Annotated in this window: 15 protein-coding genes; 3 read left to right on the top strand and 12 right to left on the bottom strand. The window is 50.6% G+C overall.

The genetic code is table 11. The features are described 5' to 3' along the window. Positions 1 to 253: 253 nt before the first annotated feature. Both GCU44_RS22170 and GCU44_RS22165 read right to left on the bottom strand, forming a co-directional pair. The gene (locus GCU44_RS22170; protein ID WP_241685070.1) at positions 254 to 1,510 is read right to left on the bottom strand and encodes an MFS transporter; all 1,257 of its coding nucleotides are present in this window, start codon (positions 1,508 to 1,510) and stop codon (positions 254 to 256) included. Beyond that, positions 1,511 to 2,611: a zinc-binding dehydrogenase gene (locus GCU44_RS22165; RefSeq protein ID WP_154859585.1), complete on the bottom strand. Its 1,101-nt coding sequence runs from the start codon at positions 2,609 to 2,611 to the stop codon at positions 1,511 to 1,513. It abuts the gene before it with no gap. 257 nt (positions 2,612 to 2,868) lie between these two features. Here GCU44_RS22165 and GCU44_RS22160 point away from each other — a divergent pair, with 257 nt between their 5' ends. Continuing rightward, positions 2,869 to 4,509 carry an acetolactate synthase large subunit gene (locus GCU44_RS22160; protein WP_154859584.1) on the top strand — a complete coding sequence of 547 codons (1,641 nt, stop codon included), beginning with the start codon at positions 2,869 to 2,871 and terminating at the stop codon, positions 4,507 to 4,509. After that, the gene (locus GCU44_RS22155) at positions 4,506 to 5,903 is read left to right on the top strand and encodes an aldehyde dehydrogenase family protein (RefSeq protein ID WP_154859583.1); all 1,398 of its coding nucleotides are present in this window, start codon (positions 4,506 to 4,508) and stop codon (positions 5,901 to 5,903) included. Before GCU44_RS22160 ends, GCU44_RS22155 begins: the two co-directional genes overlap by 4 nt. A 472-nt stretch (positions 5,904 to 6,375) precedes the next feature. Here GCU44_RS22155 and GCU44_RS22150 read toward each other — a convergent pair whose 3' ends face one another. The 4 genes from GCU44_RS22150 to GCU44_RS22135 all read right to left on the bottom strand — a co-directional run bounded on the left by GCU44_RS22150 (position 6,376) and on the right by GCU44_RS22135 (position 13,585). Continuing rightward, positions 6,376 to 10,902 (bottom strand): two-component regulator propeller domain-containing protein, encoded by a 4,527-nt coding sequence (locus GCU44_RS22150; RefSeq protein ID WP_154859582.1) that lies wholly within the window; start codon positions 10,900 to 10,902, stop codon positions 6,376 to 6,378. Between the two features lie 129 nt (positions 10,903 to 11,031). Further along, complete coding sequence (locus GCU44_RS22145; protein WP_154859581.1) at positions 11,032 to 11,427, bottom strand: hypothetical protein; 396 nt, start codon at positions 11,425 to 11,427, stop codon at positions 11,032 to 11,034. A gap of 307 nt (positions 11,428 to 11,734) precedes the next feature. Beyond that, complete coding sequence (locus GCU44_RS22140) at positions 11,735 to 12,298, bottom strand: glycosyl-4,4'-diaponeurosporenoate acyltransferase CrtO family protein (RefSeq protein WP_154859580.1); 564 nt, start codon at positions 12,296 to 12,298, stop codon at positions 11,735 to 11,737. 291 nt (positions 12,299 to 12,589) lie between these two features. Next, a complete protein-coding gene (locus GCU44_RS22135) occupies positions 12,590 to 13,585 on the bottom strand; it encodes an NADP-dependent oxidoreductase (RefSeq protein ID WP_154859579.1) in 996 nt (331 codons plus the stop codon). Positions 13,586 to 13,673: 88 nt separating this feature from the next. On the opposite strand from GCU44_RS22135, the gene GCU44_RS22130 reads away from it, so the two are divergent. After that, positions 13,674 to 13,859, top strand: a complete 186-nt coding sequence (locus GCU44_RS22130; RefSeq protein ID WP_154859578.1) for a hypothetical protein — start codon at positions 13,674 to 13,676, stop codon at positions 13,857 to 13,859. A gap of 32 nt (positions 13,860 to 13,891) precedes the next feature. Here GCU44_RS22130 and GCU44_RS22125 read toward each other — a convergent pair whose 3' ends face one another. From GCU44_RS22125 to GCU44_RS22100, 6 genes are all read right to left on the bottom strand, one after another. Continuing rightward, entirely contained in the window at positions 13,892 to 14,347 is a 456-nt protein-coding gene (locus GCU44_RS22125; protein ID WP_154859577.1) for a papain-like cysteine protease family protein, read from the bottom strand. 2 nt (positions 14,348 to 14,349) lie between these two features. Further along, positions 14,350 to 16,590, bottom strand: a complete 2,241-nt coding sequence (locus tag GCU44_RS22120; RefSeq protein ID WP_154859576.1) for a hypothetical protein — start codon at positions 16,588 to 16,590, stop codon at positions 14,350 to 14,352. Then, positions 16,568 to 17,371, bottom strand: coding sequence for a SagB/ThcOx family dehydrogenase (locus tag GCU44_RS22115; protein WP_154859575.1), 804 nt, complete (start codon positions 17,369 to 17,371; stop codon positions 16,568 to 16,570). Before GCU44_RS22115 ends, GCU44_RS22120 begins: the two co-directional genes overlap by 23 nt. A 30-nt stretch (positions 17,372 to 17,401) precedes the next feature. Then, complete coding sequence (locus GCU44_RS22110) at positions 17,402 to 18,733, bottom strand: YcaO-like family protein (RefSeq protein ID WP_154859574.1); 1,332 nt, start codon at positions 18,731 to 18,733, stop codon at positions 17,402 to 17,404. Further along, a complete protein-coding gene (locus tag GCU44_RS22105) occupies positions 18,726 to 19,817 on the bottom strand; it encodes a hypothetical protein (protein ID WP_154859573.1) in 1,092 nt (363 codons plus the stop codon). The genes GCU44_RS22110 and GCU44_RS22105 overlap by 8 nt, the downstream gene beginning before the upstream one ends. A 71-nt stretch (positions 19,818 to 19,888) precedes the next feature. Then, complete coding sequence (locus tag GCU44_RS22100) at positions 19,889 to 20,200, bottom strand: hypothetical protein (RefSeq protein ID WP_154859572.1); 312 nt, start codon at positions 20,198 to 20,200, stop codon at positions 19,889 to 19,891. Between the last annotated feature and the right edge of the window lie 1,172 nt (positions 20,201 to 21,372).

Genomic DNA, 21,372 nt, shown 5'->3' with positions numbered 1-21,372 from the left:
GTTGTTACGAATTTAGCCTAATTGGACTGTGAACGGGCAATCCTTATTGATTTTTCACCTCACTTTGAATAATTGGGGTAAAACTGTTTTTGTAGCAACCACAATGGCCTTATCTGCTTAATAGAGCACGTTTTTCGGAATTTGAGCTAGGAAGTGCCATCAGGGGTAGGTCTTACAACCGAACTGGGATCTGCCGGAAGTCGTCGAGACCCCGGTACGCGGTAATTCTGACTACTAAGCTAAAAATGGGCACTTAAGTGATTTCCGAGTGGACAACGGGCTTGGCCGCGTAGCTGCTAAGTTGAATGGTTCCTGCGGAAAGAAAACAAATAACAGCCAGCGCCAGAAAGACCGGCGTGCTGCTACCAGAGCTATCGATGATTTTACCCAGTATCGGTTCCCCCATCGCGGCAAAAAGGTAAGCGCTGGTATTCATGATTCCCACGCCCGTTCCAACGAATTTTTCACCCAATATCTCCGGACTTAGCGGCCAGAAGTTGGCTTGCGGCCCGTATACAAAAAATCCAGCCAGAAACATCCACACTGCACCCAGCTGCCAGTTTTCGGGTGGTGTCAAATAGATCGCCAGCATGGTACCGGCTGCCAGCAGCATCCCCATACCAATCGATCGGACCCGGTTGCCATAAAAAACCTTGTCCGACAAGATTCCGAAGGAAAAGGCACCCAAGGCCATACCGATGGGTAACAACAAACTTCCCCAAAGGCTTTCTTCCCCATCGGCGGAAACTGTACCAAGAAAATGTACCGGCACCCAAACCAGCAATCCATACCGAGCCATACTTTCGAAGCCCAGGGATAAGGAAGTAAGCAGAAAACGTTTGTTTTTCAGCACCACCCGGTACCGCTCCATCCAGGAAATGGTCGGCTGATTCGGTAAGTCCGGATACAAATCCGGGTAGCCTTTTTGGGAGGGCTTGCTGCGGGCCACCAGAAAAAACACGATGGCGGCAAATAAAAGGAACAGCACCGGTAGTCGAAACAGATAAGGCCAGGGGATCCCATTCTGAAGAATCAAAATCGATAGTAAAAACGTCACCACCGACGAACTTCCCGCAGCCATGGTGTAAAATCCAAAGGCTTTCCCCCGCTCCTCCCGCTCCCACCAGTTGGAAATCAGCCGACTCCCGGGTGCCCAGGCCATGGACTGAAAATAGCCGTTCAACGCCCATAACACGAGAATGTAGGTATAGGTCGTACCAAAACTGATGGCTACATTTGCCCCAACAGAGAGAAGTGCTCCCAAAACGATCATGTTCCGCGGGCTAAACCGGTCGGCGAGGTTGCCGTTGACAAACTGACCGAAGGCATAGCCAAAAAGCATGGCAGCGCTAATCCAGCCAATCATCGCATAGGAAATCCCCAGGTCTGTTGCCATTTCCGTTGCTGCCCAGCCAAAATTATGCCTTCCTGTATAAAAAAACAGGTAGCAGAACATGGTTGCGAGCAACATGGTCCATTGATCCCTTCGAAAATTCGTTACAGCTGCCACTTAGGTTGTTGGATGGATGCGGATGGCTACCCGCAGGGGTTTATGTGCCAGGGCATAGGCAAATGCCTCTTCAGCCTGCTCGAAATCAAATGTTTTTTCCACCACGGATACAAAGGGAAACCGCTGCCAGTTCCTGCGCATAAAATCCAGGCCATGGACAAAATCTTCGTAATTGTAATTGTGAAGGCCGCGAATGGTGATCAGTTTTCGGATCAGGTTTTCCGGGTTTACCTGCACGTTTCTGGTAGCAAAAACAGCCCCCACCCAAACGGCGACTCCCCCGATACCCAGGGCACCTAACCCTACTTCCATGGCCTCCGGTGCCCCGCTCATATCAAATACCCGATCCATCCCCTTTCCGGAACTGGCTTTCGCTAATTCGGCGAGCAAGGCGACGGAACTATTCCCGCTTTCAAAAATAGCATCCACACCAAATTTCAGGGCTCTGTTTAGCCGTTCCGAAGACACATCTACCATCCCCACCCATTTTGCACCCGCATCCCGGCACATGGCAGCACAGGTAATGCCCAGCATTCCTGCCCCAAAGATCAGGACCCGCTTGCCCTTCGGGTTGCCCGACAGGCGAACGGCGCCGGCCGCCGTCGAAACAGCGCAATTGACCGTCGCTGCCAATTCCAGGGGTAGTTCGTTCGGCAGTTTCAAAATTCCTGTTCCGGGCTTAAGGACGCAAAATTCGGACAGGCCTCCATGAAACTGCTCCTTTTCGGTAAGTTGGGCATGTCCATATTTAAACAAATCGGCGCCTTTTTGGGGAATTCCTTCCTTGGCCAGTTGGGATGAAGGATCGCTGGAAAAAATGGTCCAGGTGACCAAGTCGCCCGGCTCCAGCTTTTCGCCGGAATAGTCCCGACCGCTGTGTCGCGACCCAATTTCTACGATGGTACCCACAATCTCGTGCCCCAATACCACCGGGCAGGGTTCTTTTCGAACACCGGTAAAGGTATGCAGATCACTCCCACAGATCGTTGTAACCAGATTTTTTACCAGCACCGATGCCGGGTCCAGTTCTCCAAGCGTTTCGCTTCGGATTTCCAGGTTAGTTCCCGGTCCATTGAATGCTATCAGCCTGCCTTTTTTCATCGGTAGCGTTTTGCCTATACGTTTGTGTTACCTTTCAGCTAATCCAATTCGCAAGATATCTGATTTTTTTTCAATTTTCTGCCTGAGTATGTGATGAAACCGTTAAGAAAATTTCTCCCCTGTCGATCTTTCGCCGGCATTGTCCCAATTCGATCCATTTGAGCTACCTTGATACAGGCATTCCCGTATCCCATCCCGGTAAACTATTATAAGTGCCTTTATTTTTTTAAGTTTATACTTCTCTTTAACGAAACCCTATGAAAGCATCCGATTTATTTGTAAAAGCCCTGGAAAAAGAAGGGGTGGAATACATTTTTGGCGTACCGGGAGAGGAAAACCTGGACCTGCTTGAATCACTCAGCAAATCTTCCATTCGCCTGATCCTTACCCGGCACGAGCAGGGCGCGGGGTTTATGGCGGCCACCTACGGAAGACTGACCGGCAAGCCGGGCGTTTGCCTGGCTACCCTGGGTCCCGGAGCGACCAACCTGGTAACTCCTGCCGCCTATGCCCAACTTGGTGCCATGCCCATGCTGATGATCACCGGACAAAAACCCATCAAGAAAAGTAAACAGGCTCGATTCCAGATCATCGATGTGGTGGACATGATGCGTCCCATCACCAAATACACGAAACAAATTGTCAATGGTAGTGTCATAGCTTCCAATATTCGGGAGGCCTTTCGGCTGGCTACCGAGGAAAGACCCGGTGCCGTGCACCTGGAATTACCCGAAGACATTGCCCAGGAAGAAACGGAAGACACCGTATTCGAGGTGGTCGGGCATATCATTCCCAAGCCGGACGATGCGGCGATCGAAGCGGCCGTGGACCTGATCAAACAAGCCAAAATGCCCTTGTTGCTGATCGGCGCCGGGGCCAACCGGAAAGTAACCTGCGATGCCCTGGCTGATTTTGTAAACGAAAGTGGCATTTACTTCTTCACAACCCAAATGGGCAAAGGGGTCATCGACGAACGCCATCCCCAATACCTGGGCACTGCCGCTCTTTCCAGCAACGATTTCCTGCATGCCGCATTGGACGAATCGGACCTGATCATCAACGTCGGCCACGATGTGATCGAAAAGCCACCGTTTTTTATGAAGAAAGGTGGTAAAAAGGTTATCCACGTCAACTTTGCCCCGGCGGAAGTGGATCCGGTGTATTTCCCCCAACTTAATGTGGTGGGTGACATTACCACTGCCGTGCAAAAACTGACCGAAAAAATTACCAAAACCAGCAACTGGGATTTTTCCTTCTACCAAAAAGTAAAAGCAGAAGTAGCCGGCCATTTGAGCAAGTATTTTGAAGACGAGCGTTTTCCTACCCTACCCCAACGACTGGTAAACCTCCTGCGCAAAAAACTCGGTGACAAGGACGTTATCACCCTGGACAATGGGGTGTACAAAATCTGGTTTGCCCGTAACTACACCTGCTACCAGCCCAAGACCCTTTTGCTGGACAATGCGCTGGCCTCCATGGGTGCCGGATTGCCCTCGGCCATGACTGTAAACCTGCTTTACCCAGACAAGAAAGTGGTAGCCGTGTGTGGAGACGGTGGCTTTATGATGAATTCCCAGGAACTGGAGACTGCCGTTCGCCTGGGACTCAACCTGGTAGTGATCGTCCTGAATGATCAGTCCTACGGGATGATCAAATGGAAGCAGGAAGACATGGGATTCAAAGATTTTGGCCTGGATTTCAAGAATCCGGATTTTGTTCAGTATGCACAAAGTTACGGTGCCCATGGGTACCGTCCAGAGAGTGATCAGGAATTGCAGCAGGTACTGGATAAAACCCTGCACAGCCCAGGGGTGCACCTGATCGATTTGCAGGTTGATTATTCCCTGAATCACCCCATTTTAAATGTATTACTAAAAGAAAAAACAGCGAAATTATGAGTGACCAACTAAAGGTATATGCTCCCTACGACCGACAACTGATCGATACACTACCGCTAATCAACGAAAACGAACTGGAAAAAGCGCTGGAAAAAGCCTATGCCTTGTTTCTCGACCGAAAAGCCTGGATTCCCGCCCATCGGCGAATCGCCATCCTGGAGAAAACGCGTGAACTTATGGAAAGCCGTGTAGAAGAATTGACCCGGACGGCAGCTCGCGAGGGCGGTAAACCGTACGCGGATTCCAAAGTGGAAGTGCTTCGGGCGATCAATGGGGTCAAAATCGCCGCTGAGGAGATCTCTCAGATGAAGGGAACGCAAATCCCGATGGGAATTACCGAATCCTCGGTCAATCGGCTGGCCTTTACCATGCGAGAACCGATTGGTGTGGTGGCCTCCCTCTCTGCCTTTAATCATCCCCTGAATTTGATTGTTCACCAGACGGTTACGGCTTTTGCGGCTGGATGCCCAGTGATCGTCAAGCCAGCCAGCAATACCCCATTCAGCTGCCTGGCCCTGGTGGATATTCTGAAAGAAGCGGGCGTTCCGGAGGGCTGGGTGCAACCCATTCTTTGCTCCAATGAATTGGCCGAAAAACTGGCCACCGACAAGCGCATCAATTACCTGTCGTTTATTGGTTCTGCAAAAATCGGCTGGTACCTAAAGTCCAAACTGGCCCCTGGCACCCGCTGTGCCCTGGAGCACGGGGGAGCGGCTCCGGTGATCGTGGCATCCGATGCAGATTTGGAAGACATGTTGCCCTTACTGGTAAAGGGTGGATTTTACCACGCCGGTCAGGTCTGTGTTTCGGTGCAGAAAGTGTTTGCAGCAGCCGAAATTGCCGAAAAACTGGCGGAGGACATGGCCGAGGCGGCCAAAAAACTGAAGGTAGGCGACCCCTTGGAGGAGGCGACCGAGGTAGGCCCGCTGATCCGCACCGGAGAGGTGGACCGGGTGGAAGAATGGGTGCAAGAAGCGGTAGATGGAGGTGCCCGACTGCTTTGTGGCGGCAAGCGCATTGGCGATACCTGTTTTGAACCCACCGTCTTGTTTAATCCGCCAATTGACGCCCGTGTATCCCGGGAGGAAATTTTCGGTCCGGTGGTGTGTGTGTACAGCTATACCGACCGGGAAGCTGCCATCCAACAGGCAAATAGCCTGGACTATCATTTCCAGGCCGCTGTCTTTACCAAAAACATTGACCTGGCACTGGACACCGTACAACGGCTCAATGCGACCGCAGTGATGGTAAATGACCATACCGCCTTCCGGGTAGACTGGATGCCTTTTGGAGGCAGGGACGCCTCCGGAGAGGGAATGGGCGGTATCCCCTACTCCATGCACGAAATGAGCCGGGAGAAACTGATGGTTTTTCGAAGCAAACTATTGCCGTAAATTTTGAGCAAATTAACGGAAAAAAAGCCTTTGATCGATAGATGAGGGGCTTTTTTTTTGCCTACAGCTGAAGCAGTAGGCGATTGATGAAAGAATCCTGCTTCTAAATGATCATCCCTCAATAGGAATGCGGCTTCAACCCATTCCTATTATTGGAAGAGAGAAACCCCGGCTTTAGCCAAAATCGGTACCCCTCGCCACCTATCCCCTGGATTACCACCCAAATTATGGCTGATAGCTGGATTGGAAAGGGGGTATGCATAAACGATTTGGCTAAAGCCAATCAAAAAAATGTAGGTGTTTTTTTGGATGCAAAGGCTATTTCAGCGCAACCGGTAAAAAAGGTCTTTGAAAAAAGATTGATTTGACCCAATACCGGAACGATCCTTAGTTCTACGAATTTCCCCAACTATTTCCAGGGCATTAGCTAATACGATACCCCTTCCGACTTCGACAGCAAGGCATTCGGGTGTTAAACCTGTCCGTTCGTTTCTTTCCTGGCAGAATTGATAAATTCAGAAGGCGTTTTTCCGAATTGCTTGTGGAACGATTTGGTAAAGTAAGATGGATCCTGAAAGCCTACCAAAAACGCCACCTCTCCGATATTTCCGGCTCCCTTCCGGAGTAGTTCGGCCGCCTTTTTTAGCCGCATCAGGCGAATAAAATCTCCGGGAGGATAATGGGTCATGGCCTTTAGTTTTCGAAACAGCTGCGTCCGACTCATCCCTACTTCCCGGCAAAAAACTTCCACGCCAAACGAAGGATCCGTCATGTTTTCTTCAATGACCTGCATCGCACGTTGCAGGAATTTTTCATCGGCCGATGTGATTGCCACCGATGAAGGCTGTAAGACGATCTCTCTACTAAAATAGTCCTTCAGCTGTCTACGGCTCTCAATGAGGTTTTTTATCCGGACCAGGAGCTCTTCTGCGTCAAAGGGCTTGATCAGGTAGTCGTCTGCACCGGTCTCTAATCCCTCAATTTTGTCTCCGCCACTTGCCTTGGCTGTAAGCAGGATGAGCGGCACGTGGGCTGTTTTATCATTCTCCTTCAACTTTCGACAAAGCGTTACTCCATCCATTTTTGGCATCATCACGTCACTGAGAATCAGGTCCGGAATGGTTTCCTTTGCCAGCGCATATCCCTTTTTCCCATCACCCGCCTCCAGTACCTGGTAGGTAGCCTCCAGATGTTGACGGATAAAAAACCGCACATCGGTATTGTCTTCGATGATAAGAACCAAGGGGGCTTCGTTCTCCTCCACCTCCTTTTTTGGCTTTAGTGATGGAATCCGGACATCCGCTTCCTGGTCCGAACCGTTTTGAAGTCGTTTGCTCGAAGCCAAAAACGAGCCATATTGGGCCATTTCTCCAAAATCCGCCACCAACAGGGGTAACTTCACAGTGAAGCAACTACCCTTCCCCAACTGACTTGCCACTGATATTTCTCCCTGATGCATGGACACAAGTTCCTTGACCAGCGAAAGACCAATACCCGACCCCTCCTGTTCCCGGGTATGGCTGGTATCCAATTGATAAAAGCGATCAAAAATCATTTCCAATTGATCCTCTGGAATACCCTCACCGGAATCTTGAACCGCTATTTCCAGCCATTTGGCTTCTCTTCCTACGTCATTCGTTTCAGCTGTGGGAGCTTTTGCATGATTTACCAGCTGGGAAGTTACCGTTATTTCCCCCCGATCGGGCGTAAATTTGAAGGCATTGGACAACAAGTTCGAAACAATTTTTTCCAGTTTATCCGCATCCATGTAAACCACGGGATTTCCCGTAGGAAAGGTGAAATGATACCGTATCTGATTTCTTTCTGCAAGGGAAGTAAAGGGTAGAACCATCCGCTCCAGAAAAGCGACCAGGTCATGAGGGGTCGATTCCAGCTTCATACTGCCCGTTTCAATTTTGGATAAGTCCAGCAGCTGATTGATCAGGTGCAACAGCCGCTGGGCATTTCGCTGCATCATCTGAAATACCGTCTTATCGGGGTTTTGCGCGGAGGTTCGGGAAATAAATTTCTCCAGGGGACCCAAAATCAGGGTGAGCGGCGTACGGAACTCGTGGGAAATATTCGCAAAAAAGCGGGACTTAAGCTGGTCCACTTCGTACATTTTTTCGGTTTCCAGTTTTTGGATTTTAAGCGCATGCTTCATCCGTTCCCTGTTGACGGTGTACTGCCTTCCGCCAACTAGTAATCCAATTCCAAGCAACCCATATACGGCATAGGCCCACCAGGTAAGCCACCAGGGCGGCCGGATTTCAAAAAAATAAGCGAGCACCTCACTCCAGACCCCCTCACCGCTCAGCGCCTTCACGTTAAACGTGTACTGCCCATGGGGCAAGTTGCCATACGGCACCTCGCTTCGCCCTGTAAGCGCACTCCAGCTTTTGTCCACTCCCGCAAGTTGGTACCGATACCTGACTTTTTTAGGGGATTGTGTTGCGATCCCTACAAATTGAAAGGTGATAAAATTATTATCATAGGGTAGGCTTAGGTTCTCCGGAACACCGTACCACCTGCTCAAGTCGTCGAAATCCAAATCGTGTAGCCGTACACCGTTGCCCAATACCAGGCTGGTATCTTTCGCTTTCCAGGAGTGCTCCTTTTCCTCAAACTCCACCCTAAAGCCAGGTGTTTTTTCTTGCGGCGCTTTCTCCCAAACCGGATTTTCTTGTGCAGCAAAGGAGTGCCAATCGACTTGTTCGTTAAACAACCCCAAACCGGTAAGCTGGATGGTTGGGGCAGTCGTGTCTTTTGTCAACTCCTCGGGACGAAAAGCCACCAGACAGTTATCCCCTCCCAACCAAAGGGTTCCATCCGAAGCTTCAAAAATCGATTTGCCGTGGCTGAGTCCGAAACCAGCGTAACCGTCTTCGTACGTGTAGGTGGTAACTAGCGTACCCGTATCGTTCAACCGGTCAGCACCCCCCTGATCAAGCAGGGATAGGTGCCTGCTATCCAAAAGGTTTAATCCATTGCTGGTGCCCACCCACAGATCGCCCTTTCGCCCAACAAAAAGACTGGTGACGTTCGTATCGCTCAATCCCTCATTTATCGAAAATTGCGTGATCGTCGCGCTTTCTTCTGCGGCATTCTGGTCGAACTTGAGTAATCCATCCCCATGCGTACCCATCCAAATATCACCCATTTTATCTTCGGCCAGTATCCATAGGTGATCGTTCCCCATTCCCGGTACCTTTGGAATGTACGAAAAATTTTCACCGTCGAATCTATTCAATCCCCCTCGGGTACCCAACCAAATAATCCCTTTCTGATCTTCTATCAGGGTCAACACCGTATTATTGGACAAGCCCTGCTTATCGGTATACTGGGTAAAGTTCTCCCCGTCAAATCGATTTACCCCACCCTCGTGCGTACCGAGCCAAAGGTCACCCGCCCGATCTTCCAGTATGCTCAAAACAATCTCACTGTTCATTCCATCCCGCTTGGTGTAATTGGTAAATGTCTGCCCATCAAACTTACTGAGCCCTCCCAGGGTACCAAACCAGAGGTTTCCCGATTTGTCTTCCACCATGCAGCGTACGATGTCATGCACCAGCCCTTCTCTTGTGGTATAGTGCACGAATTGGCTCCCATCGTATTTGGTAACTCCTCCGCTAAAGGTTCCGAACCAAAGGTTGCCGCTCCGATCCTCCAGTATGCTGCTTACAAAATCATTCCCCAAGCCCATCTTAACGGTAAACTGCTCAAATCCTTTGGTATAGCGACTAACCCCTCCGCCCGAGGTACCAAACCAAAGATTGCCGTTTTTCTGTTCCAGCATGCAGGCAACGTAATTAATAGCCAGGCCTTCCTTCTCCGTAAAATGGGTAAATTTGTTTCCGTCAAACTTGTTTACCCCTCCACCACGGGTAGCAAACCACAGACTACCGTTTTGATCCTCCAGAATACCCGACATTTTGTCGCTGCTCAAGCCTTCTTTTTCCGTGTAATGGTAAAAATTTTCACCGTCAAACTTGTTAATTCCTTGTTCAGTGGCCAACCAAATAGTCCCGTGTCGATCTTCGTGCGCATTCAAAACCAACCGGGTACTTAGCCCTTCCGCTTCGGTGTAATTGCTAAAACTTGTACCATCAAATTTACTTATCCCCCCTTCGTAACTGCTAAACCAGAGATTTCCTGACTTGTCCTCCAGTATGCCGGTAATTATGTTAGAGACCAGGCCTTCCTTTTCGGTGTAAGTGGTTACATGCGTACCGTCAAATTTGCTTACGCCACCCCCGAGGGTTCCCATCCATAGATTTCCATTACTATCCTTTACGAGGGTATAGACATCGTCGTGGCTTAACCCTTCCTTGCTTGTAAATTGAAAGAAACGTTTCCCATCAAACCGCACTACACCCTCTCCCTGGGTCGCCATCAAGAGATTACCGGATGCATCCTCCAAAAGGGTGCGGATGGCACGGTTTGGCGCGTCTTTCTTAAAATAGTGAAAAAAATTCTTTCCGTCGTATTTACTGAATCCTCCATATTGCGTACCGAACCAAATGTTGCCGTTTTGATCCTCCAATAGGCCGGTGATTAGGTTGCTTTTTAATCCCTGTGGCTTCGAAAAACTGCTGAAATTATGGGAGTTTTCGTCTTTTTGATACGCTTCCCCGGCGCTTACGACCTCCGGAATTATCGCCTTTGCAGGAACAAACGCTGCGGGCATGGTTTTGGGAAGCGGTAAACCGTTTTTTCCGGGCTCCTTTTTCTCTGGAACCCCTGCTTTTACCTTTTTGGGAATCCCGGCAACACGAACATTGGAATACCTCGGTACTACCCGGGGTTTACCCGCCTTGATTACGGTAGGGGATCCGGCGGGAACAACCACTGCTGCATCCAATCGCTCCTTTGGCATCGCCTGAAACCGAACCTCGGATACGGTGGGCGCAGATGCATCCGGAAGGTCTTGCTTCACATGGGGGCTACAGGAAAGTAGCCATACGACGAGGACTGAAAAGAAAGCGAATGAACGATTCATAGCACGGAATGAATGGGTTTTCGGTAAAGTAATATACTATTATTTTGTAATTATACCGTCCTTCCAAAATTTAAAATGGGCGGTATGAAACCGTATTGTCCATAGAGGTAGCGCTGTTCGGTTATGGATTTACCCGTCAGCCTTTATGGTAAAGGGGATAGTGCAGCGCTGGGATTGACCCCTTGCCGTCACGCTGATGGCATAGTTCCCCGCTGGCAAATCCTTCGGAATGGTAACCCGGACCATTCCGGAATGTGGAGCGTGCGTCACCTTGGCAATGCGGCCGGTATGCGGTTCCAAGCCCCAGGGATCAAAGGTGACAAAATTCGCGGAAGGGAGCATTTCAAAGTTTTCTCCGTAAAGTATAACGTCGGTACCGCATTTCGCTGAATTTGGGTGTACCCCATACACGGCAAGGCTCGCTTCCCGCTCAGCAGCGTAGGGCATCGCAGCCGGTGTCGGTTCCAAACAAGCATTCAGCCAGCAGGCAAACAGTATCAAGAGTAATGGGTTTTGCGTTTTCATGGTGGTTCAATGGTTTCGGTTAAACAAAAATGAGCCATGGCGAACAGGGTAAAGCTAGCGAATGCGAAGGGGTAACAGCTAAGCCCTTCGTTCCAATTTCTGGTAAATTGGTTGCGTTTTAGCGCGGATAAACAAGAAATTGGTTCTAGCTGAGGCAGTAGGCGATTGATTGAAAGAATCCTGGTTCTAAATGATCATCCCTCAATAGGAATGCGGCTTTAGCCCATTCCTATTATTGAAATAAAAAAAACCCGGCTTTGGCCAAAATTCATACCCCAAGCAACAGGCAATTGATAATGCCGCGCCTTTACCCCATTCGCTTATAAAGTGCCTGAATCCGAATGCGGTGTACCCGCTGCAGCAAAATCGGGTAGCCGTTTGCCAGGATGTTTAATACGACGATGCCAATAAACACCCCGGTATACCCCTCCATCAATAAGCGAAACGAAATAAACAGCAACAGGAAAAAGGGCGCCAAATGCCCGAATTCGGATTGTCTGGTTTGGTAATCCAGGTTCGAAATGCCATTTTTGGTGCCGTCAAAATACTTCTTTCGCTGCTTCTCCCTTCCCCAAAAGGCGACTAGCAGCAACCTTCGGAAATAATCTACGCCCAACCAGCGGGAAATTCGGCTCAATCCCTCCGGATACCGGATGCGGTAATAGGCCGCTGGCAGGATCCGACTCGTTGGAAATACAAAACCCGGAAACGCAAAAATGCCGGTAACAAATAAGACCAATAAAAACGACACGAGCAGCGAAAGCACTGCCGACAGGTTCTTGTTTCCTGACACCACCAAGCTGTTCACCAACTCGTACGAGCGGAACGCAAGGAAAGCAGCCAGCAGGAGCATTCCGACTTTTTTAACCATACCCGATGTTAGTAATACGGGAAATAACGACTTTTTTGCGAAATTGCCTGCAACAACCTGCGCTTTTTAGCAAAAAAAGAAGGGAAGAGTCCTTACCTGGTCGGCAACCGTTTCAAAGCCACTACAAAACCCAGAAAGCGAAACGAAAAACGCGCCTTCTAAAGCAGGCCTTTCGAGCGAGAATGTACATGCCTGGTAACCGTAATTGGTTTACCAAACGCACAAAGGTATCGCTGATTCCCCCGTCGGAGGTAGCCTGCCTGCCGATACCCTGCTCCTTTAGCAGATAACCTAAACCTTTACGATCATTTTCCCCGTATTTTTGCCTTCAAATAAATCGAGAAATGCCTGTGGAATTCGATCAAAGCCTTCCACGATGGTTTCGGTAGCCGTTAGTTTTCCCTCCCCAAGCCAGGCGGCGAGTTGCTTGCTTGCAGACGGAAACTTTTCCGCAAAGTCGCTGACAATAAAGCCCCGCATGGTAGCGCTCCGGGTTAGGATAATGGGCTGCAGGCGAGGCCCCATCGGAACCTTCGTCTCGTTGTACAGCGAAATGGCCCCGCAAACTGCTATGCGTGCATATTTATTGAGTTGTGCCATGACGGCATCGGAAATTTCCCCGCCCACGTTGTCGAAGTAGCAATCTACCCCATCCGGGCAGGCCGTTTGGATCGCCTGCTTCAAATCGGCCGCGGTCTTGTAGTTAATCGCCTGATCGAAGGAAAAGGTATCCGTTAGCAAGGCCACTTTTTCGTCGCTTCCCGTGATTCCCACCACCCGGCAGCCCAGCAGTTTGCCTATCTGGCCCACCACGCTTCCAACAGCACCGGCTGCTCCGGAAACCACCAGGGTTTCCCCTTTCGTTGGCTTGCCGATTTCCATCAGCCCTAAATAGGCAGTCAGTCCCGTCAAGCCCAAAACCCCCAAATAACTGGATAGGGGTGCCACCGATGGATCTACTGGCTGCAGTCCTTTACCGGAAGACGTTTGGTATTCCTTCCATGCCAAGGTACCGGAAACAAAATCGCCCGTTTGGTAATTGGCATGCTTGCTTTCCACCACTTCGGCAATGATTCCTGAACGGATGGGTTCGTTCAATTGAAACGGGGGTACGTAGGACCGGGCATCGTTCATCCGGCCACGCAGGTAGGGGTCCACGGATACGTAAACCGTTTTCAGGAGCACCTCCCCCTCCTGTGGTGCAGGCACTTCCTCGGTGATCGTCTTAAAATCGGCAAGTGTTGGTTTTCCTTGCGGACGTTGGTTTAAAAGAATGGTCTTATTCATAGTTTACGTTGTTGGTTTGTAAGGTATAAAAAACAGCAGTCTGGTTTCGACTCCCGGGGGTGTCGTTGCTCTTAATTACAAAAGATGTATGACAACCCTGATGCGTTGCTACCACTCATTTTTACTTCCTTGTGGAGAACAACCCGGTCACAAGAAAAACAAAAATCCAGGTAATGTGTCAGCAATAGAAAATACAAAGATCGTTCCGAAAATTGCTGTAGCGGTTTCGCTGGCGGCACCCGACAAAAAACAATGGCGCGCGCCAAGAGGGTAGCAACGCGTCCACGACCAGGGGTTCTCCCCTTCTTAACCGTTTTTTTTGGTTTTGTAGGTATGGGTCCAGCTGTGATACAGCCGGTATTCGTTGGTAAATACCGGCAACATGCACTGGCTACTTCCTACCTGAGAATCCGCAACGGACAGCATGCCGGCCTCATCGATTCCATAGATTACCACCAGGTGCCAGCCCACAAAGTGCTTCATGCAGGCAACGATCGGTCGGGCCTGAGCCAACTCCATTCGAATTTCCTGCGGGCGCAACGCCCGATCCAATTTATCCCCAAGATTCCCCAATATGGCCAGGGATTTATCCGGTTCAAAAAACCGGTTGTAGCGCCTTCCCCACACGTTTTTTGCAAAAGCGATCTGCTCCGGCACGGCCGGTTGCTCGTAGTAGCGGGCGATCGCCACGGATACAGCGGCCCAACACAAGCGGGACTCGCGCTGTAGCTCCATGTCAAAATCCAGCCGGATAGCTGCCATGGCTACAAATAAATGGTAATCAAACGTTTTTCCTCCAGTCGCCGCAATACCGAAAAAAGTCGGTCTTCGCCGTTTCCTGCCACATGAAGTTGCCGCACGTCGGCGTACCGATGGACGTTTTCCAACACCCACTTTTCCAGGCCCGACAAGAGTTCGGGTGTTCTGTACCGCTTAAAATACACCCGGATCTGATCCTTTTGCCGATCCACCGAGGCAATGGCGGGGCAGATCGCTACCTTGGAGCTCATCAAAAAACGCATCTGCTCGCTCTCCGAAAAGGAATACTTCTTTTCTGCAAAAACCACTTTGCCCACACGATGCCGGATGCACGAAGCGATCAGCTCCTTGGCGTTTACCGGCAGCTCATTGCCAAACTGGGAATCGGTGTAAATCGACCGATAGCCAACCAAATCGGGCAACAGGCTGCACAAGACGCGGTAGCAAAGCGCCTGTAGGGAGCGGTAGTGCACTCCCTCGTAAACGCTTTGCCCGGCGTTTGACGAGGCCATCACCCCAATGCCTGCCGTACCGAGGGCGATGTCGGGAGGTTCTTCCGCCCGCTCAATCCTGCAAAAGGAAGGGTAGTTTTCCCCTTCCCAGGGTTCAATTCGTATATGCATTCTCTGAGCGCTGGCAAGCAAGGCCTGCTTTAGCTGTGCGGAAATGGCTTCAACGGAACCTCCCCTGTCGGATAATACCCGTGCCAGGACGGCCTGGGCGACACGGGGTGCCAGGGCTTCGGGAGCCTCGTTGCTCAACCAATGCAGGCAGGTTCGCAGCCAGAAAATAAAGGCTGTTTTGTGGTTTTCCTGTCTTTCCTCTAGCTGCGCGAAACACAAATTGGCATACAACAAATCGCTTTCCACCTTCAGGCTATTATTTACTTCAAAGGCTGTGAGGTAGTAGGTTCGGGCCAGGTCATAGGCCCCGGTTTTCTTGTACAGCCGTGCCAGGTTGATGGAATTGATGTAGCGAATGTGCCAATCTACGGCCTTTTGCTCCGCCAGCGTTGCTTCGATTTCCTTTTCAAAGGCAAAGGCCTGCTCCAACTCACCGGTCTTCAGTTTGTTCAAGGCAGAAATGTTCAACAGGTACAGGTAAACCCGTGGAAACCGCTCTTTGGAAAGGTAGCTTCTCGCCTTTTCGAAAAAGGGTTCGGCTTCCTGCGCGCGGTTGGTCATGACCAATCCCCAGGCCTTGCTTTGATACAGGGAGGCTTTGTAATCCTCCGGCAAATCTTCGTTGGGAGCGGCTTCTTCAGCAGCTGCAGAAAAGTACATCAGCGCGATTCGGATGTTTTGGATCTGGGATACAACTCCGGCCAATTTCAGCGCGTCCCGCATCTCCGCCCGAATGGATTCCAGGATTCGCAGGGCGATGCCGTAACCACCTTCGGAAAATCGGCGCGAAGCCTCCCATTGCAGAAAGGAAATGTCGCTAGCGCTAGTTAGCTGCTGAAGTTCAAAAACCACCCGCAAATGGGCGGCACCACCCTGCTCCCGAAGTGCATTGGCAAAAAAGGACGGATCGGTCCATTCCTTGCCCCTGGCGGAAGGCGGGATCAATAGCTGTCCTCCGGCTAGTCGCAAGCTGGAGGCCGGAATCCGGTCCTGTAATAGCGGCAGCAACCCCGCATCCAGCAGTCCTGCGACCGGAAACGAACCCGCGGATGGCAGGTAATCCCCCAATGGGTACGCATGGCTGACCTGCCAATCTCCCGGGACAACCGCGCCGGCAAAGGTCAACAAACCCAGCTGGCAGGAAGTGCCATGCAGGCCCTGGGAAAGCAGTCGGAGAAGGATCTCGTTTTCCGGCTCCCAGGAATGACCCAGCGCCGGAGGAACGATCAGCACCCAGGCGATTTCCTTTGCCTGGATTTCGGCTAAAATCCGTTTACAGCTTTCGTAGGCGATGAGAAAATTTTGATCCCCTATACTTTCATTATCGATCAGTCGATTGATCACGCTGGCATACTCCTCTCCTTCTTTTTCCATGCCAATCAGTGGCTGCACGTACGAATAGGCATCGATACCCAATTGCAGGCACAATTCGTGCAGGATCCAGTGTCCCTTCCAGGCGCCCATGGAAATATCCGAGAAGAGGCAACTTTCGTCCAGGCGGTCAACTCCTAGCTGCTGCTGCAAGCGATCCCAGCTTTCAAAATGAAACCCGCTGATCCGGACTGGTTCATCGCTTCGGGTGATGTTCGGCAGCACGCGTTCAATTTCCTTTGCAAATTCCATTCAAATAAACCGTTGCATGATTCAACCCATCGATTTTCAAAAAGCGATCCACGAGGCGATCGTGGTACCCGCCGATATTGATGACGCCCAGTTCCAGGGCAGTAGCAGCCAGATTGATGTTCTGCGCCACATGACCCGCTTCAAAAAGCGCAAAGCGGTAGCCTTTTTCCTTGTACTTAAAGGTAGACCGATTGAACGCCGCCGTAATAAACAAGATCAGGGAAGTATCGAATGCCAGATGGGTCTGAAAACTCACCAGTGTATTGGCAATTTCCTCATCGAAATTCCCTTCTCGGATACATTGAATGGCGTTTTCTACCGGAGAATAGTGGTACAAACCAGCCGCCAAGGAGGTAACCCGTTGGTTGGTATAGAAATACAATTCCAGCGGGTAAAGGGCTCCGCCCGAGGGAACGGTCCGAAAGGGACGGGTAATGTATTCGTTATCCGAATTGTCCCGGGTGACGCCATAGCCGCAATACAAAATGGTGCGCAGCTCCTCCATCGTTAGGGTGGTTGGCCGAATTTCCTTCGGCGTAACCCGATTCGTGATGGTTTCCATAAAGGAGCGGTTGATGGGGGCCAGGGTTTCAGGCAATGGAATGGTAGGAAACTGCTTGTACGGAAACACGTCGTACAAATTATCCATTTCGGCCACGACCTGATCGTTGGTCAGGGCCCCGTCGTAATGCCCGGTTTTGGAATTTTCATGAAATATTTCCCAAGAAGGGGTGGCCGATTCGCTGCTGAGTTCGGCTTCTTTCCACAATGAATGTAGCATAAATGCGTGTCTTTTTTTAGTAATTACCGACTAGGGAAAAGGGTGGGGAAAGGGGTAATCGTTACCTCCCGGTACCAACCCCTCAAAACCCAATTTCTGAGGAATCGTCCACAGGCGTTCGCTACCCAGGGGGCGCTTGTGGTAGCCCATAAAGAGCGGATGATAGCCGGGGATAATCGCCCGAATCACCGTCATACCCAAACTGCGGATATCCGACGAGGTGATGTCAGTCACCAGAACCTCGTACCCGGAGTTTTTTATCAGGGATACCAGCCTGTTCATTTCTTCTGCCGCGGTTTCCTGCGAATGATCCACCAAGTCCGCAAAATCCATTGTCTCCTCCGACCCGTACAGAAAAGCCGCATGCTCGCTTACGCCGGGGTTTACCCAAAAATTCACGTGATGTACCTGTCCGAGCACGTTGTCATACTCCGGATGCGGCGCTAGCCGGGGCAACTCATTTTTGATCTGATAGGCGTACCGCTCCGTATGTGCCAGCTCTTCCAGCGCCTTTTTAACCGCCTCTTCCGGAGAAAGGGCTACCGAGGCGGCCACTACCAGCGGTACAAAGTCGGTTTTCGTGTGGGTAGCTACCGCCAGTATTCCCGTGATCGTCGTTTCGTTGGAAATATCCATCAGGTGGATGTCGTACCCCACCTCCTCAAAACGCCGGATCAAGTCCCTGTTTTTAGCGCTCAGGCTCTGTTTCCGGATTTTTCGCCGGGAAAGTTTGGCTTGCCAGGTGATCATAAAATTGTCCCGTTCGATCACCTCACAAATACCGCCCACTACCGCCTCCTCAAAGGAACAATGACAGGACAATCCGGAGGAAATCGGCTGCACGATGGGGGTTTCGTCCCCATTTTCGTAGAAAAAATAGGGAACAAACACCATGGAAGCCGGAACCGCCTCCTGTGCTCCAGTTGCCAGATTTGCTGCCCGCACCCAACGCACCGGCGCGTCCTCGGTAAATTCGTCAAAATCAAATTCCGGGTGACTGTATTGATCGGCGCGGTACAGGGCAAATCTCCCCGGATGCATGCAGGCAAACGGCGCCTCCTTGTAGGAACACAAGGGAAACTGCTGCTTGTCGTAAATAGCTGCGCAATAGCGCTCCACACATTCTCCTACAGTTTTGGCCAGGGCCAATTCCCGGGTGGTAGCCGCTCCTCCCCCAATAGCGAAGTTGCGGTACTCGCCAAAGGCCTCCGTATTGGCTGCCGAACCGTTGAAACGGAAAAAACGAGGAGAATCCACCTCCAGGGGATGCTCGCTGACACCGGTAACGATACCGACTTTGGGGTCCAGAAGGAAAGGCAAGGTATCCGTTAGGCGGCGGATAGGGCTAAGCAACTCATTCATCGTAGCCCACGGTTTGTTCAATATCTTTCCAGGACTCCGCAGAGGTCAATTGCCGGTGAATGTTGATCAGCGGCATTTCGGTCATGGGGCTGCAGACCGCGCAGCGAGGCGCTTTTACCAGCTTTCGCTTGTTCATAGAACCGGCCAGAAGATCGACTTCACAGAGCGTGCCCAAATCCCACTGAATATTGGATTTGAATTTGACTAGATCAAATGCGCCCACTTCCGCCAGGACGGTAACCATGGAATGGTGGTAAGCCGCAACGGATTGCCCCTCAAAGGCAAATTTCTCCGTCAGGCGTTTCTCCGCAAAATCCGAACTGGCCGAGTTTTGCCGCAATTTCAGGCATTCCAGGCAAGGTCCCTCGTCCTTGATTACCAGAGGACCGGCATAGCCCACCATGTTTTGCAACAGGAGTGGATAAAAGGGAATGTCCTGCTTTACCGCAAAGGCGTTCCAGGATTCCAGCAAATAAAAACTTCCAAATTCGGAAGAGGCGATAAGGAAGCCCACTTCCTGACTGTTTTGCATAAACTGCGCTTCCGGCACCATGCGGATGCGCCCGTCCTGCCAAAAATCATCCACGATTCGCTGGCTGTCGTCAAAAAAGGTAACATTTCGAAGCGAAGGATCGTCTACGACCCAAACGTCATGCTTCCCGTCCCGAAAAAGGGAACGGAGTACCTGCTTGGTTAGCTGGTTGACACCCACAAAAGCCCAGGGCTTTTCATTCAATGCTGCCGCAACCTGAGATTGTTGGGCGTTGAAATGCCAATAGAAGACATCCTGCTGGCTTTCCGTTTCGGGGATCGGGTGGGGACCTTCCTCCTCAAGAGGTACAAGGAATTTTTTGGCAATGAGGTGTTGAATGAAGTTGGTTATCAGGTTGCGTAGCGAACCGGTAAACAAGCCCGCCAGTTCGTCCACCGTCAGCGGACGCTGAAGCAAGGCTTTTTGGATAACCTTGACGATGAGCAGTGCACTTTTGTCCGGGATCGCCATGGAGGACAGGCCGCGCTTCAGGACCACCCGATCGTCCAATTCAATCACCTGAAAAGGAAGCGCCTTTAATTTATTTTCCATAATACGTGAATTAATAGATCATACGAAAAGAAAGTGGGGAAACCTCCCCACTTTCAAGACAAAGAATTCGGTCAGGCTGCTTTGATCACTGCCGCCGCCGTGCAACAGCAGGCGGGGGTACAGGTACAGCAGCAGCTGGCACCCACCACCGGGGCCTTGGAACTTCCGAAAAGGCTATGGTTGGAAAATGCCTCCTCGATGGACTGCAGGTCCCGTACGCCCAACTTTTCGGTGCGGGGGGTGTGGTTTTTCCAGGCAAGGGCTACCAGGTCCCCTTCCAATAGATTTTTGGCTGCATCCGTTAAGATGCTTGCATCGTGACCCTCTAATAACTCCGCTATGGGGGTATTAAAGTCGTCGTAATTCTCTAGTAATTTGCTCATTGTTTTAGGTTTAAGTATGTAAAAATGATTGATGATCAGGAAACCCAACCGGGTTTCGCGCATGGAATAGGAAGTCACCCTGTGTCTGACTGGCAAGTTGGTTTACCTGCAAGGCGGTGCGCCGGCGAGGCTAAGGCCTGGTAGTTGGAAATACCGTGCCACCGGTGCCAAGCTTCATGTGGCTGTCGTTTGCTGGTTGGTTTAAAAATAGCCTGCTGCCCATGCGTTGCTGTCATGCATCGGCAGAACGGTGTTGCCTACCCGGGCAAGAAACACGGCGGTTTCTTACGGCTGTAGTTGTTATCGACTCTCGATTCCGAGTCGTTCCGGTTGTCGAACAATACAAACAATATAGGGATTATTTCACCAACACCTCCCTTTCAACCGAAAAAAAATCCATTTGATATAATTATTCTGTGTATTTATAACAAAACACAGAATTATGTCGATGGAAATACGGTTTGTTCCGTTTTTTGACAATAAAAATAAGGCCCCGGTACCAGGCATCATTTCTTTGCCTACAGCTAAAGCAGTAGGCGATTGATTGAAAGAATCCTGGTTCTAAATGACCATCCCTCAATAGGAATGGGGCTTCAACCCATTCCCTAAAATGGAAATGAAAAAACCCCGGCTTTAGCCAAAATCGGTACCCCTCGCCACCCATCCCCTGGAATACAACCATTTTAAGTCCCGAAAGGGATCTATTGCGTCCCAAAGGGTACTTCCGAAGTACCCCCACCCACTTCCCAGTTACTCCCCCCGGCTTCTAACCTGGGAGGGGGTACCTCAACCTGACACCGTTCGGGTTCGGAACGCGAACGTTGCGGTTCAAAACCCGAACGCCGCAGTTCGGAACCCGGCAATTGCATCCAAAATGCTCCATTTACTGCCTAAAAACCGGGGCGATTTGCTTCAATTTAAAAGTTTCCGACATTTTGGCCGAAATTTTCCGGTTCGGAAATCGACAAAGGGTACTTCCGAAGTGGGGGGGAGTACTTCCGAACCCGGCCTGTCAGGTTTTTAGATGCAAGCTTACAGTTCAGAACCGGGTGCTTGCGGCATTTTCGGAAAAACTATAATACTCCCCATATGTTGGACCAAAAGTATCAGTCGTTAAGTTAACTCATTTATTTGATATTACCTCCTTAGTTGTCTTATTTCCCAAGGGTACC

This window comes from Cyclobacterium xiamenense, from assembly GCF_009467825.1.
Classification (GTDB): Bacteria; Bacteroidota; Bacteroidia; order Cytophagales; family Cyclobacteriaceae; genus Cyclobacterium; species Cyclobacterium xiamenense.
The sequence above is the reverse complement of the archived record's forward strand: the minus strand, read 5'-3'. Positions and strand labels throughout refer to the sequence as shown.